The organism is Burkholderia sp. 10_S31 (assembly GCF_056930375.1).
Genome location: NZ_JBXOWK010000001.1, coordinates 176484 through 190702 on the forward strand (window position 1 = coordinate 176484; position 14219 = coordinate 190702).

10 protein-coding genes are annotated in these 14219 nt (G+C 67.7%); 3 read left to right on the plus strand and 7 right to left on the minus strand.

The features are described from left to right. Positions 1–79 precede the first annotated feature (79 nt). On the plus strand, positions 80–1189 hold the full coding sequence (locus AC1Z3W_RS00805) for an AGE family epimerase/isomerase (RefSeq protein ID WP_483506653.1): 1110 nt from the start codon (positions 80–82) through the stop codon (positions 1187–1189). Here the strand turns inward: AC1Z3W_RS00805 and AC1Z3W_RS00810 are convergent. Next, positions 1162–2787 carry a methyl-accepting chemotaxis protein gene (locus AC1Z3W_RS00810; RefSeq protein WP_124832633.1) on the minus strand — a complete coding sequence of 542 codons (1626 nt, stop codon included), beginning with the start codon at positions 2785–2787 and terminating at the stop codon, positions 1162–1164. The genes AC1Z3W_RS00805 and AC1Z3W_RS00810 overlap by 28 nt on opposite strands. A 259-nt stretch (positions 2788–3046) precedes the next feature. Between AC1Z3W_RS00810 and AC1Z3W_RS00815 the strand changes: the two genes are divergently transcribed. Then, positions 3047–3490, plus strand: coding sequence for a PaaI family thioesterase (locus AC1Z3W_RS00815; RefSeq protein WP_057925591.1), 444 nt, complete (start codon positions 3047–3049; stop codon positions 3488–3490). A 33-nt stretch (positions 3491–3523) separates the two neighbouring features. Here AC1Z3W_RS00815 and AC1Z3W_RS00820 read toward each other — a convergent pair whose 3' ends face one another. The 6 genes from AC1Z3W_RS00820 to prpB all read right to left on the minus strand — a co-directional run bounded on the left by AC1Z3W_RS00820 (position 3524) and on the right by prpB (position 12059). Further along, the gene (locus tag AC1Z3W_RS00820; protein WP_483506655.1) at positions 3524–4228 is read right to left on the minus strand and encodes a hypothetical protein; all 705 of its coding nucleotides are present in this window, start codon (positions 4226–4228) and stop codon (positions 3524–3526) included. Positions 4229–4518: 290 nt separating this feature from the next. Continuing rightward, positions 4519–5571 (minus strand): CaiB/BaiF CoA transferase family protein, encoded by a 1053-nt coding sequence (locus AC1Z3W_RS00825; protein WP_057925589.1) that lies wholly within the window; start codon positions 5569–5571, stop codon positions 4519–4521. Between the two features lie 374 nt (positions 5572–5945). Next, positions 5946–7136 carry a 2-methylaconitate cis-trans isomerase PrpF gene (prpF, locus tag AC1Z3W_RS00830; RefSeq protein WP_124832630.1) on the minus strand — a complete coding sequence of 397 codons (1191 nt, stop codon included), beginning with the start codon at positions 7134–7136 and terminating at the stop codon, positions 5946–5948. A gap of 26 nt (positions 7137–7162) precedes the next feature. Continuing rightward, positions 7163–9757: a Fe/S-dependent 2-methylisocitrate dehydratase AcnD gene (gene acnD, locus AC1Z3W_RS00835; RefSeq protein WP_124832629.1), complete on the minus strand. Its 2595-nt coding sequence runs from the start codon at positions 9755–9757 to the stop codon at positions 7163–7165. Between the two features lie 81 nt (positions 9758–9838). After that, positions 9839–11011 carry a bifunctional 2-methylcitrate synthase/citrate synthase gene (gene prpC, locus AC1Z3W_RS00840; protein WP_483506656.1) on the minus strand — a complete coding sequence of 391 codons (1173 nt, stop codon included), beginning with the start codon at positions 11009–11011 and terminating at the stop codon, positions 9839–9841. A gap of 154 nt (positions 11012–11165) precedes the next feature. Next, positions 11166–12059, minus strand: a complete 894-nt coding sequence (gene prpB, locus AC1Z3W_RS00845; protein ID WP_057925585.1) for a methylisocitrate lyase — start codon at positions 12057–12059, stop codon at positions 11166–11168. A 170-nt stretch (positions 12060–12229) separates the two neighbouring features. Here prpB and prpR point away from each other — a divergent pair, with 170 nt between their 5' ends. Beyond that, positions 12230–14212: a propionate catabolism operon regulatory protein PrpR gene (gene prpR, locus AC1Z3W_RS00850; RefSeq protein WP_483506658.1), complete on the plus strand. Its 1983-nt coding sequence runs from the start codon at positions 12230–12232 to the stop codon at positions 14210–14212. Positions 14213–14219 lie beyond the last annotated feature (7 nt).

The following is a 14219-nucleotide window of genomic DNA, read 5'->3' on the forward strand; positions in this document are numbered from 1 at the left end:
CGGAATGGTTTATCCTTGGCCCCGGCCGCGCCGCTCCGGGCCGCGCCGACTCGATTCGATCCAAGCGCTCAACCCCGCCATGTCCGTTCCCGATTCCGCTTCCGCCCAGACCGCCCGATTGCGCGACCATTTTGCGCACGTCATCTTGCCGATCTGGCAGAGTTCAGGGTTCGACCGCACGCTGCGGCTGCCGTTCGAGGCCGTCGATCCGGCCACCCATGCCCCGCTGCCCGTCACCCGTTATCGCGCAATGGCGTGCGCGCGGCAACTGTTTGTGTTCGCGCAGGCCGGCGACACCGCGCACGCGGCCACGCTGTTCGACTCGCTGTGCAGCCGCTTCCGCGACCCGCGCCACGGCGGCTGGTTCTACAGCGTCGACGCCCAAGGCGCGCCGCTCGACACGACCAAGGACCTCTATACGCACGCGTTCGTCGTGTTCGCGTGCGCCGCATGGCATGCGGCGTCGGGCGACGCCGCGGCGCGCACGGTCGCCGAGGACACCGCCGCACTGATCCAGGACCGCTTCGCGCCGCAGCCGGGTGACGCGCTGCTCGACGCCGCGCGCCACGCCGATTTCTCGTCGTCGGGCAGCGGCGCGCTGCAGAATCCGCTGATGCACCTGACCGAAGCATGGCTCGCGGCCGCCGATGCGTTCGGCGACGCCGCGTTCAACGATGCGCTCGCGCGCACCGCGCAGGCCATCGAGCGCACGTTCGTCGATCCGGCGAGCGGCTGCGTCGCCGAGCTGCCGCTCGGGGCGGCCGACAACCGCTTCGAGCCCGGCCACCAGTTCGAATGGTTCTACCTCGTCGACGCGGCCGGCACTCGGCTCGCGCAGACCGGGCTCCCCGACGCGCTCGCGCGCGCGTTCGCGTTCGCCGAACAACACGGGATCGATCCGCAGACGGGCGCCGTATGCGCGGCGGTCGACGCGCAAGGCGTCTGCATCGACGGCACGCAGCGGATCTGGGCGCAGACCGAATACCTGCGCGCGCTCGCGACGCATGGCGGCACGTCGGCCTCCGCGCCGCTCGCGCAGCAGATCGAGCACTTCGCCGCGCGCTTCCTGCATCCGCGCGGCTGGTTCGAGTGCAAGACGGCCGACGGGCAGGTGTCGCGCGCCGACATGCCGTCGACGACGCCCTACCACCTCGCGACCGCTTACGCGGCGCTACCCGCCGCGTCGTAACCGGCTGCGGCAAACGACGACGCGCGCGCATCGCGAACACCGCGAACCGCGCGCGCGCCGCCCAGTTCGAACACCGACACCGCCTGCATCAGGTGCGCGGTCTGGTCGTTCAGCGACGCGGCGGCGGCCGCGACTTCCTCCACCAGCGCCGCGTTCTGCTGCGTGAGCTGGTCCATCTGCGTGACGGCCTGGTTCACCTGCTCGATGCCGACGCTCTGCTCGACCGACGCGGCCGTGATCTCCGACATCGTCTGCACGACGCGCGTGATCGATGCCGATACCGTCCGCATCGCGTCGCCGGCACGCTCGACGAGCTCCGAGCCGCCGTCGATCTGCGCGACCGACTCCTCGATCAGTGCCTTGATCTCCTTCGCCGATTGCGCGCTGCGCTGCGCGAGCGAGCGCACTTCGCCCGCGACCACCGCGAAGCCGCGGCCCTGCTCGCCGGCCCGCGCGGCCTCGACCGCCGCGTTCAGCGCGAGGATGTTGGTCTGGAATGCGATGCCGTCGATCACCGAAATGATCTCCGCGATCCGCCCGGAGCTCTGCGCGATGCCGCGCATCCGGTCGATCACGCTGTCGACCACGCCGCCGCCGTGGCGCGTCGCATCGAGCGCCGCGTCGGCCAGCGCGCTGGCTGCACGCGCGCTGTCGGTGTTCTGGCGGACGGTCGCGGTGAGCTCCTCCATGCTCGCGGCGGTTTCCTCGAGCGACGCGGCCTGCGTGCCCGTGCGCGCGGACAGGTCCGCGTTGCCGCCTGCGATCTCGCCCGCGCCGAGGTGGATCGCGTCGGACGCGTGACGCACGGTGCGCACGGTGTCTGCGATGCTTGCCTGCATCGCGGCGAGGCCGCGCAGCATCCGGTCGATCTCGAACACGCCGCCCGCCCGCACGGCTTCGTCGAGCCGACCCTGCGCGATCCGCTCGAAATGACGGCCGGCTTCGTCCAGCGGCGCGACCACCGCGCGCCGCGCGGCCGTGTAAATGGCCGCGCTCGCCGCGAGCATCGCCACCAGCAGCACGATGCCGACCCACTTGAACCACTGCATCCCGCTGTCGATCGTGTCGAGCGCGTCGCGGCTCGACGCGCCGCCGTACTCGGCGAAGCGGTGCAGTTCGGCGAGGTACGCGTCCTGGAAGCCTTGCGTCGGCTGGTCGAGGAACGCCTGGATGTTGTCGGCGTCGAGGAACTGCACGAGTTCGCCCAGCGCGCCACGCAGCGCGCGATAGCGCTCGGCGAGCGCCGCGACGCGCGCGCGGTTCGTTGCGTCGACTGCCGGTGCGGCCGTCAGCGCGGCGAATGCCTTGTCCGCTTCGGCAAGCGACGCGCTTGCATGGCGGATGATGTCGTCGGGCTTCGGGCCGCCGCGCACCATCCGCGTGCCGGCACGCGACAGGTTCACGCGCGCGTCCAGCAGGCGCTCGGTCGCCTGGCTGGCCGCGTCGACCTGCGCGATCGCGACCTTCGACAGAGCGTCGACGCCGCCGCGCGTCGACGCGAGCGCCCAGAAGCCGAGCGCCTCGATCGCGAACAGAAAGAGGCAAAACACGGTCAACACGCCGAGCAGACCCGACGCGAGCTTGATTTTTCCGAACATGGGGGAGATTCCTGGAGAGCCGACGATGGAGCAATGCCCCGACATTAGCGGCATTTCTTCGTCGGACTTTAGGCTCCTGGCCAGCGGATCTCCGCTATTCCCGCCGAATCACCCGCAAACGAGAGCATCTCGCGCGTTCGACGCAATAATCGCGTCGCATCGCGCCAGCAATCGCAAGAAACGCGGACGAATTTCCTTGCTTATCCGCAGCCCCCTTCCTAGAGTTCAGCGCAAGCGGACACGGATTGCGAGGAAGTCGATGACGGACATCACGGATCACGCGCGCGGCGCATTGCGCGCGCAACCGTTCAGCATGCTGCTGGGCACGGAGCTGATGCATATCGGCGACAACGAGGTGTCGCTGTGCCTGCCCGTGCGGGAAGAACTGCGGCAGCAGCACGGCTTCGTGCACGGCGGCGTGATCGGCTATCTCGCCGACAACGCGCTGACGTTCGCCGGCGCGCTCGTGCTCGGCCCGCGCGTCATCACCGCCGAATACAAGATCAACTACCTGCGGCCGGCCGTGAGCGGCACGCTCGTCGCGCGTGCGAAGGTCGTCTATGCGGGCCGGCACCAGGCAACCTGCCAGTGTCACGTGTTCGTCATCGACGGGGATCACGAGCGGCTCGTCGCGATCGCGCAAGGCACGATCAACCGCGTCGGCGACGGCAAGATGCCGGATGCGCCGGAGGAAAAGGCGTGAGCCGGATTGGCCGATGACGTGCTTCGACGAGCCCTATTCCGTGTCCTGAACCGAAAATTGAAATGGAACGTCGGGACGCACGAATCGAAGCCGAATGTCGTTCAGGACGGGGACGAAGCGTCGCTTTTCAAACACGTAGTACGACATTGAGAGACCGATACGAGACTCCTGCGCATCGTCCAGCAGATAGCTGTTCTTCGGAAACGCAAACTTCCCGTCCGGTGTTGCCAATACCGCCCGACAGGACGAAAGCAGGCTGGGCAAATGAAGAAACGTCACGTCCTTTTTCGCCGCAAACGGATTGATCAGCAGGTAAATCTGCCGGTGGCGGTCAGCTTCGCCCGACCCGCTGCCGCTTCCTTCCACGCAGAGAGCGGGCGGACGGTGGCGCACGCTTTCGGCAAAAAATACGCTAGCGCTGCCTGGGTAAATTTCTACTGGATGCTCACCCGGGAAAGTCGTTGCGTTCGAAAAGCGATAGATTTTTCTGCCAATCGTCACGCGGTTCCCCACTATTTCGACGTGTTGGGTCTTCCCGCCCGACTCGACGCCAAATTCTCCGTAGACATCCCCGCTCCGGTCGGAATATAGAACGCTTGCGTCGTGCTCGATCGGGCCGCCGAACGCCGCACGCGATTGGACTGCATAGAACTCGTCATAGCTGCCGTAGGTCGTCGAGCCATGGGCGCCGCTTGCGAAGGCTGCCAGGATAGCCGCCAACATCACTGCAGATTTCATCGGTATGCCTTTCCCCCGCTCGCGTTCAGGTAGTGAAGATCGTGCTGCCCAAATAGCGTGCTAACGTGCGCGGCCGTCGACACCCATACCGGTCGCAGCGCCCGCATTCACCACCGTCGACGATTGTCACGGTTCTCTTGTGACGGATTCTCCATTAAACAATGGCCTCGCGCCGCTTCTCCGGCACGCCGAAAAATGTTGTCCGATGGCGAGCCCCATTTGAAGCCGTCACGAATCTTGAGACGATTGCCGCCATTGATAAGGATTGCTCGACGCAAAGTCCGGCACGCCTATTCCGCACCGTCCCCCGTCGACGGCAGGTACCGCGGCGCCACGCGCGCGCGAATATTGCCGTTCCCGTCGATGCGATAAATCCCGCGCGCCGCATTGTGCGGATGCGCCGCCGCTTCGGCCATGCTCAGCACCGGCGCAAAGCACGCGTCGGTGCCTTCGAGCAGCGTGCGCCAATGCGCGGACGGCTGCTGCGCGAACACCTCGGCGAAACGCGCCTTCAGCGCCGGCCAGCGCGCGCGATCGTACTGCGACGCCGGATCGACGTCGGTCAGCCCGAGCCGCTCGACCAGCAGCGCATAGAACGGCGGCTCGAGCGCGCCGATCGTCACGCATTCGCCATCCGCGCAGCGATATACGTCGTAGAACGGCGCGTCGTGGAAGAGGCTCGGCTGTGCGCCGTCGAGCTGCCCGTTCGCGCGCGCCCACAGCGCGAGCGAGCCGAGCATCGACACGATGTCGACGATCGCGCCGTCGACCACGCGCCCCGGGCCGCCGCCGCGCACGTCGAACAGCGCGCAGACGATCCCGAACGCGAGCCCGAGCGCGCCGCCCGCATCGCCGACGACGGTCGGCGGCACACCCGGACGGCCGTCGCGCGGCGCGGACAGGGACAGCAGCCCCGTCAGCGCGACGTAGTTCAGGTCGTGCCCGGCGGCCATCGCGAGCGGGCCGTCCTGGCCCCAGCCCGTCATCCGTCCGTACACGAGCTTCGGATTGCGGCGTGCGCACGCGTCGGGCCCGAGGCCGAGGCGCTCCATCACGCCCGGTCGCAGCCCCTCGATCAGCGCGTCGGCCTGCGCGATCAGCGCAAGCGCTGCGTCGCGGCCGGCCGGGGTTTTCAGATCGAGTTCGACGATCGTCTTGCCTTCGCGCAGCAGGTCGCCGTCGCGGCCCTGCAACGCGTCCGGCGCGCTCGTGCGACCGGCCGGACGCGCGATCAGCGTGATGCGCGCGCCCATTCCGGCAAGCATCCAGCCCGCGAGCGGGCCGGGGCCGAGACCTTCGAATTCGACGATATGGACGCCGGAAAGCGGCGCATCAAGCGACATGCGATTCTCCTGTCGACCAGCGTTAGCGCTTTAGCGCTTACGCTGGTCCCATGCTTCGCGGTCGACCAGCGTACCTCTTCAACGCTTACGCTGGTCCCATGCTTCGCGGTCGACCCGCGTACCTCTTCAACGCTTGCGCTGGTCCCATGCTTCGCGGTCGACCCGCGTCGGCTCTTTAGCGCCTGCGCTGCCCTCATGCACCACGATCGGCCCGCTTGCGCGCATCGGTACGACCACGGGCCCAACGCATTGGGTATGAGGATCGCCTCCGTCACGCGTGCGTTCAACGAAAAAATCCCTGCGCAGCGGGTTCGCTTCGCAGGGATCGGGTACCGGTTCACCGCCGCGTGGTTGCACGCGAGAACCGTCGCGCGTCAGAACGCATCCCCCGGCACGCGCACCCAGCCTTCCATCAGCACACGCGCGCTACGGCTCATGATCGCCTTCGTGACGGTCCACTCGCCGTTCTCGAGCTGCGCTTCCGCGCCGACGCGCAGCGTGCCCGACGGATGCCCGAAGCGCACCGCGTTGCGTTCGCCGCCGCCCGCTGCAAGGTTGACGAGCGTCCCGGGAATCGCCGCAGCCGTGCCGATCGCGACCGCCGCCGTGCCCATCATCGCGTGGTGCAGCTTGCCCATCGACATCGCGCGCACCAGCAGGTCGACGTCGCCCGCGTTCACGCGCTTGCCGCTCGATGCAACGTAATCGGCCGGCTTCGCGACGAACGCGACCTTCGGCGTATGCTGCCGCGTCGCGATTTCATCGAGCGTGTCGATCAGGCCCATGCGCAGCGCGCCGTGCGCGCGGATCGTCTCGAACTTCTCGAGCGCCTTCGCATCGCCGTTGATCGCGTCCTGCAGCTCGGTGCCCGTATAACCGATCGCTTCCGCCTCGACGAAGATCGTCGGGATCCCCGCGTTGATCATCGTCGCCTTCAGCGTGCCGACGCCCGGTACCGCGAGATCGTCGACGAGGTTGCCGGTCGGGAACATCGACCCGCCCGACCCTTCTTCGTCGGCGGCCGGGTCCATGAACTCGAGCTGCACTTCGGCGGCCGGGAACGTGACGCCGTCCAGCTCGAAGTCGCCCGTCTCCTGCACCGCGCCGTTCGTGATCGGCACGTGCGCGACGATCGTCTTGCCGATGTTCGCCTGCCAGATCCGCACGGTCGCGATGCCGTCGCGCGGCACGCGCGCCGGATCGACGAGGCCGCCGCTGATCGCGAACGGGCCGACCGCCGCCGACAGGTTCCCGCAGTTGCCGGTCCAGTCGACGAACGCCCGATCGATCGCAACCTGACCGAACAGGTAGTCGACGTCGTGACCGGGTCGCGTGCTCTTCGACACGATCACCGTCTTGCTGGTGGACGACGTCGCGCCGCCCATTCCGTCGATCTGCTTGCCGTACGGATCTGGGCTGCCGATCACGCGCAGCAGCAGCGCGTCGCGCGCGGCGCCCGGCGCCTGCGCGGCGTCCGGCAGGTCCTGCAGCCGGAAGAACACGCCCTTGCTGGTGCCGCCGCGGATGTAGATCGCCGGAATCCTGATTTGAGGAATATGAGCCATGTTTGCGTTATCCCTGTTTGCCCCGGTCAAGCCGCCTGCGACGATTCGAGGAAGTCCTGCGCGAAACGCTGCAGCACGCCGCCCGCGTCGTAGATCGACACTTCCTCGGCCGTATCGAGCCGGCACGTCACCGGTACCTCGACACGCTCGCCGCTCTTGCGGTGAATCACGAGCGTGAGATCGGCGCGCGGCGTACGCTCGCCGATCACGTCGAAGGTCTCGGTGCCGTCGATGCCGAGCGTGGTGCGGTTCGTGCCCGGCTTGAACTCGAGCGGCAGCACGCCCATCCCGATCAGGTTCGTGCGGTGAATCCGCTCGAACCCTTCCGCGACGATCGCCTCGACGCCCGCGAGCCGCACGCCCTTCGCGGCCCAGTCGCGCGACGAGCCCTGGCCGTAGTCGGCGCCGGCGATCACGATCAGCGGCTGCTTGCGATTCATGTACGTCTCGATCGCTTCCCACATCCGCATGACCTTGCCTTCCGGCTCGACGCGCGCGAGCGAGCCCTTCTTCACCGCGCCGTCGACGACCGCCATCTCGTTGATCAGCGTCGGGTTCGCGAAGGTCGCGCGCTGCGCGGTCAGGTGGTCTCCCCGGTGCGTCGCGTACGAGTTGAAGTCTTCTTCCGGCAGACCCATCTTCGTGAGGTACTCGCCGGCCGCACTGCTCGCGAGAATCGCATTCGACGGCGACAGGTGGTCGGTCGTGATGTTGTCGCCGAGTACCGCGAGCGGACGCATGCCCGTCAGCGTGCGTTCGCCGGCAAGCGCGCCTTCCCAGTACGGCGGACGGCGGATGTACGTGCTCTGCGGACGCCAGTCGTACAGCGGCGCCGCACGCTCGCCCGCATCGGCCGTGCGCGCGAACATCGGTTCGTAGACCTTGCGGAACTGCTCGGGCTTCACGCTCGACGCGACGATCGCGTCGATCTCCTCGTCGGTCGGCCAGATGTCCTTCAGCGTGACGGGCTTGCCGTCCTGATCGTGGCCGAGCACGTCCTTCTCGATGTCGAAGCGGATCGTGCCGGCGATCGCATACGCGACGACGAGCGGCGGCGACGCGAGAAACGCCTGCTTCGCATACGGGTGGATGCGGCCATCGAAATTGCGGTTGCCGGACAGCACGGCGGTCGCATACAGGTCGCGATCGACGATCTCCTGCTGGATCTTCGGATCGAGCGCGCCCGACATCCCGTTGCAGGTCGTGCATGCGAACGCGACGATGCCGAAGCCGAGCTTCTCGAGTTCCGGCAGCAGGTTCGCTTCTTCCAGATACAGCTCGACCGCCTTCGAGCCCGGCGCGAGCGAGCTCTTCACCCACGGCTTGCGCGTGAGACCCTTCGCATTTGCGTTGCGCGCGAGCAAGGCCGCGGCGATCACGTTGCGCGGGTTGCTGGTGTTCGTGCAGCTCGTGATCGCGGCGATGATCACCGCGCCGTCGGGCATCTCGCCCGCCTTCTCTTCCCACTGGCCGGCGATCCCGCGCGCGGCGAGATCGGACGTCGGCAGCCGCTTGTGCGGATTCGACGGTCCGGCCATGTTACGCACGACGCTCGACAAGTCGAACGTCAGCGTACGCTCGTATTGCGCATTGCCCAGCGTGTCGGCCCACAGGCCCGCCGCCTTCGCGTAGGTCTCGACCAGCTTCACCTGCTCGTCGCTGCGGCCGGTGAGGCGCAGGTAGTCGGTCGTCTGGCCGTCGATGAAGAACATCGCGGCCGTCGCGCCATATTCGGGCGCCATGTTCGAGATCGTCGCGCGGTCGCCGAGCGTGAGGCTCGCCGCGCCCGGGCCACGGAATTCCAGATACGCGCCGACCACCTTTTCCTTGCGCAGGAACTCGGTCAGCGCGAGCACGACGTCGGTCGCGGTGATGCCGGGCTGGCGCTTGCCGGTCAGCTCGACGCCGACGATGTCGGGCAGGCGCATCCACGATGCGCGGCCGAGCATCACGTTCTCCGCCTCCAGGCCGCCGACGCCGATCGCGATCACGCCGAGCGCATCGACGTGCGGCGTGTGGCTGTCGGTGCCGACGCAGGTGTCCGGATACGCGACGCCGTCCTGCGCCTGGATCACCGGCGACATCTTCTCCAGGTTGATCTGGTGCATGATGCCGTTGCCCGGCGGGATCACGTCGACGTTCTCGAACGACTGCTTGGTCCATTCGATGAAGTGGAAGCGATCCTCGTTGCGGCGATCCTCGATCGCGCGGTTCTTCGCGAACGCGTCCGGATCGAAGCCGCCGCACTCGACGGCGAGCGAGTGGTCGACGATCAGTTGGACCGGCACGACCGGGTTCACCTTCGCCGGATCGCCGCCGCGCTCGGCGATCGCGTCGCGCAGGCCCGCGAGGTCGACGAGTGCCGTCTGGCCGAGGATGTCGTGACACACCACGCGCGCCGGGAACCACGGGAAGTCGCGTTCGCGCTTGCGCTCGATGATCTGCTTCAGCGAATCGGCGAGGATCGCCGGATCGCAGCGGCGCACGAGGTTTTCGGCGAGCACGCGCGACGTGTACGGCAGCGTGTCGTACGCGCCGGGGGCGATCGCTTCGACTGCAGCACGCGCGTCGAAGTAGTCCAGCGACGTGCCGGGCAGGGGTTTGCGGTAGGCGGTATTCATGATGTGGGGCGGAATTCGGGGTAAGACGTTGCGCGCGCGCCGGCGGCCCGCATCACGGGCGCCGGCGCGCGCGGCCGGCGATCAGCGCTTCTCGATCGGCACGAACTGCAGGTCTTCCGGACCGGTGTAGTTCGCGCTCGGGCGGATGATCTTGTTGTCGACGCGCTGCTCGATGATGTGCGCGCTCCAGCCGGACGTGCGCGAGATCACGAACAACGGCGTGAACATCGCGGTCGGCACGCCCATCATGTGATACGACACCGCGCTGAACCAGTCGAGGTTCGGGAACATCTTCTTCGCGTCCCACATCACCGACTCGAGGCGCTCGGCGATGCTGTACAGCTTCAGGTCGCCCGCTTCCTTCGACAGCTTGTGCGCGACGCCCTTGATCACCTTGTTGCGCGGATCGGAGATCGTATAGACCGGGTGACCGAAGCCGATCACGACTTCCTTGTTCTCGACGCGGCGGCGGATGTCGGCTTCGGCGTCGTCCGGCGAGCTGTAGCGGCTCTGGATTTCATACGCGACTTCGTTCGCGCCGCCGTGCTTCGGACCGCGCAGCGCGCCGATCGCGCCGGTGATCGCCGAGTAGATGTCCGAGCCCGTGCCCGCGATCACGCGGCCGGTGAACGTCGATGCGTTGAACTCGTGCTCCGCGTACAGGATCAGCGACGTGTGCATCGCGTCGACCCACGACTTCGACGGCGTCTTGCCGTGCAGCAGGTGCAGGAAGTGGCCGCCGATCGAATCGTCGTCGGTTTCCGTCTCGATGCGCTTGCCGTTGTGCGAGAAGTGGTACCAGTACAGCAGCATCGAGCCGAGCGACGCCATCAGGCGGTCGGCGATGTCGCACGCACCCGGCAGGTTGTGATCGTCCTTCTCCGGCAGCACGGTGCCGAGCACCGACACGCCGGTGCGCATCACGTCCATCGGGTGGGCCGATGCCGGGATCTGCTCGAGCGCGGCCTTCAGTGCGTTCGGCAGGCCGCGCATCGCGCGCAGCTTGGTCTTGTAGGCGGCCAGTTCGGTCAGGTTCGGCAGCGTGCCGTGCACGAGCAGGTGCGCGATTTCCTCGAACTCGCACGATTCGGCGACGTCGAGAATGTCGTAGCCGCGGTAGTGCAGGTCGTTGCCGGTCTTGCCAACCGTGCACAGCGCCGTGTTGCCGGCCGTCACGCCCGACAGCGCCACCGACTTCTTCGGCTTGAATGCGCCTGCGGCGGCCGGTGCTGCTGCGTCTTTCGTCTCGCTCATGTTTCTACTCTCCAATGTGTATCGGTGTAGGCCGCACTTGGCGCTTTAGCGCTTGGTGCGGTCCCATGCAAAGCTGTCGACCGCATCCGGCGCTTCAGCGCCTGGTCCGGTCATGCAAAGCGCCCAGGACACGCGTCCCGGCGCGCGGGCCGCGTTACTTCTTGCCCTGCGCGAACAGCTCGTCGAGCTTCTGCTCGTATGCGTGATAGCCGAGGAAGTCGTACAGCTCGGCGCGGGTCTGCATGGTCGGAACGGCAGCCTTCTGCGTGCCGTCGCGGCGCAGCGTCTCGTAGAAATTCAGTGCGGCCTTGTTCATCGCGCGATACGCGCCGCAACAATACAGCGCGATGTCGACGTTCGCCTCGCGCAGTTCGTCCAGCGTGAACAGCGGCGTCGAGCCGAACTCGGTCAGGTTCGCAAGGATCGGCACCTTCACGGCCGCCTTGAAACGACGGTAGTCGTCGAGCGTCTTCATCGCTTCCGGGAAGATCATGTCCGCACCGGCTTCCACGTAGGCAATCGCGCGCTCGATCGCCGCATCGATCCCTTCGGCGGCGGCCGCGTCGGTGCGGGCCATGATCACGAACTGGTCGTCGGTGCGCGCATCGACCGCGGCCTTCACGCGATCGACCATTTCCTCGGTCGGCACGACTTCCTTGCCCGGACGGTGGCCGCAGCGCTTCTGGCCGACCTGGTCTTCGAGGTGGACGGCCGCGACACCGGCCTTGATGAACGAGCGCACCGTGCGCGCGATATTGAACGCGCCGCCCCAGCCCGTATCGATGTCGACGAGCAGCGGCAGGTCGGTCGCGTTGGTGATCCGGTTCGCGTCGATCAGCACGTCTTCCATCGTGCTGATGCCGAGATCGGGGATCCCGAGCGAATTCGCGGCGACGCCGCCGCCTGACAGGTAGACGGCCTTGAAGCCGACGGCCTGCGCCATCTTGGCCGCGTACGCGGTGATCGCGCCGACCACCTGCAGCGGCTGCTCGGCCGCGACTGCCGCGCGGAATTTCGCGCCGGCGCTCTGAAGATGCGTATTGCTCATGAACGGCCTCCTGAAGGAATGCCCATACACAGCAAGAGCCGGGCCAGCTCGCGAAATGCCGCTAACCCACTGATTCTTAAGCAACCGGCACGTGAGATGAAACGCCCGGATATTTCAATTCAGCAATTTCATGTTTCAAAAATGAAATCACACGCGCATAATCGGTCGTCATGGATCTCTCCTCGACCAAGCCCGTCGGCCCGGCCGATCGTACGGTGCGCCCGCGCATCTGGGCGATGGGCATCAGCCGCCTGCGCGACCTGTTTCGCGAGATCGCCGGCGAATTCGACGAACGCGCCGACGTGCGCATCGTCACGCGTGCGTACGAAGACGCGCTGAGCGCGATCGCGGAGGCCGGCACCGCGCGGCCCGACGTGATCGTCGCGGCCGGCTCGAACGGCGGCTTCCTGAAAACGCGTGCGCAGGTGCCGGTCGTGGTCGTGTCGCCGACCGGCTTCGACGTGATGCAGGCGCTCGCACGCGCACGACGCGATGCGTCGCGAATCGCGCTCGTCAGCGCCGGCGAGACACCGCCCGAAGTGCGCCGCTTCGTCGCCGCCTACGGCCTCGACGTGCAGTTTGCGTCATATCAGTCCGCGCAGGAAGCCGAAGCCTGCGTGCACGACCTGCACGACCGCGGCATCGAGACGATCGTCGGCCCCGGCCTCGTCACCGATCTCGCGGCGAGCGCCGGCATGGGCGCGGTGTTCCTGTATTCGCACGCGTCGGTGCGCAAGGCGGTCGAGACGGCGCTCGAAGTCGCATACGCGACGCACGCCGAGGCGTTTCGCCGCCAGCGACTCGACAACCTGTTGCAGCACCTGCGCGATGGCGTGGTCGCGCTCGACGCGCGCGGTCGCGTCGAGGCGATCAACGAGCGGCTCGCGTCGGCGCTCGGGGTCGAACCCGCAGCGGCCGTTGGCCATGCGCTCGTCGACCTGCGGCCCGAACTGCGCACGCTGCGCGGCGAGGACGGCGACGCCCTCGCGACCGTGCGCGGCGTGCGCTACGTCGTGCACCGCGGGCCGCTCGTCGACCGCGGCGTCACGTCGGGCAGCGTGCTGACGTTCCAGGAATCGCGCGCGGTCGAACGGCTCGACCGTGCGCTGCGTTCGCAGCCGAACACGCAGCAGTTCGCGGCACGCTACGCGCTCGACGACGTCATCGGCGCGTCCGCGCCGATGACGCGCGTGCGCGATCTCGTGCGCCGCTACGCGAAATCCGACGCGACCGTACTCGTGCTCGGAGAGAGCGGCACCGGCAAGGAAATGATCGCGCAGAGCCTGCACGCGCTGTCCGTGCGGCGCAGCTATCCGTTCGTCGCGATCAACTGCGGCGCGTTTCCGGAAGCGCTGCTCGAGAGCGAGCTGTTCGGTTACGAGGAAGGCGCGTTCACCGGCGCACGGCGCGGCGGCAAGACCGGGCTGTTCGAGGCCGCGCACCGCGGCACGCTGTTTCTCGACGAGATCGGCGAGATGCCGCCGTCGCTGCAAAGCCGGCTGCTGCGCGTGCTGCAGGAGCGCGAGGTAATCCGCCTCGGTTCGACCGAGCCGATCCGCATCGACGTGCGCGTGATCGCCGCGACGCACCGGCCGCTGCTTGCGGCGGTCGAAGCCGGCACGTTCCGCGCCGACCTGTATTACCGGCTCAACATCCTGAACATCGGCCTGCCGCCGCTGCGCGAGCGGGCCGCCGACATTCCGGCGCTCGCGGCCACGCTGCTCGTGCAGGCCGCGCGGCGCGAGCCGAGGCTGACCGAACGCGTGCGCGAGGTCGACGATGCGATGCGCGTGCTCGACGCGACGCAGGCGACGCTCGCGCGCTACCGGTGGCCCGGCAACGTGCGCGAGCTGCAGAACGTGGTCGAGCGGATCGCGGTGGAACTGGCCGAGGACGTCGACGAACACGAGCCGGACGCCGCGTGCGCGGCGCTCGCGCCCGACGCGCTGCAGGCGATCGCGCCCGAGTTGTTCGCGGGGCCGCCCGACGCGGACGATGCCGACGACGCGCAGACGCTCCACGCACGCCGCCGCCGCGCGGAAGCCGACGAGATCCGCGCGGTGCTCGACGCGTGCGGCGGCGACCGCGATCGCGCGTGCGCGATGCTCGGCATCAGCAAGACGACGCTGTGGCGGAAGCTGTCGGCGAAATAGGTTCGGG

Coding starts and splice junctions, on each gene's coding strand:
- AC1Z3W_RS00805 (WP_483506653.1), top strand. CDS start 80: ATGTCCGTTCCCGATTCCGCTTCCGCCCAGACCGCCCGATTGCGCGAC.
- AC1Z3W_RS00810 (WP_124832633.1), bottom strand. CDS start 2,787: ATGTTCGGAAAAATCAAGCTCGCGTCGGGTCTGCTCGGCGTGTTGACC.
- AC1Z3W_RS00815 (WP_057925591.1), top strand. CDS start 3,047: ATGACGGACATCACGGATCACGCGCGCGGCGCATTGCGCGCGCAACCG.
- AC1Z3W_RS00820 (WP_483506655.1), bottom strand. CDS start 4,228: ATGAAATCTGCAGTGATGTTGGCGGCTATCCTGGCAGCCTTCGCAAGC.
- AC1Z3W_RS00825 (WP_057925589.1), bottom strand. CDS start 5,571: ATGTCGCTTGATGCGCCGCTTTCCGGCGTCCATATCGTCGAATTCGAA.
- prpF (WP_124832630.1), bottom strand. CDS start 7,136: ATGGCTCATATTCCTCAAATCAGGATTCCGGCGATCTACATCCGCGGC.
- acnD (WP_124832629.1), bottom strand. CDS start 9,757: ATGAATACCGCCTACCGCAAACCCCTGCCCGGCACGTCGCTGGACTAC.
- prpC (WP_483506656.1), bottom strand. CDS start 11,011: ATGAGCGAGACGAAAGACGCAGCAGCACCGGCCGCCGCAGGCGCATTC.
- prpB (WP_057925585.1), bottom strand. CDS start 12,059: ATGAGCAATACGCATCTTCAGAGCGCCGGCGCGAAATTCCGCGCGGCA.
- prpR (WP_483506658.1), top strand. CDS start 12,230: ATGGATCTCTCCTCGACCAAGCCCGTCGGCCCGGCCGATCGTACGGTG.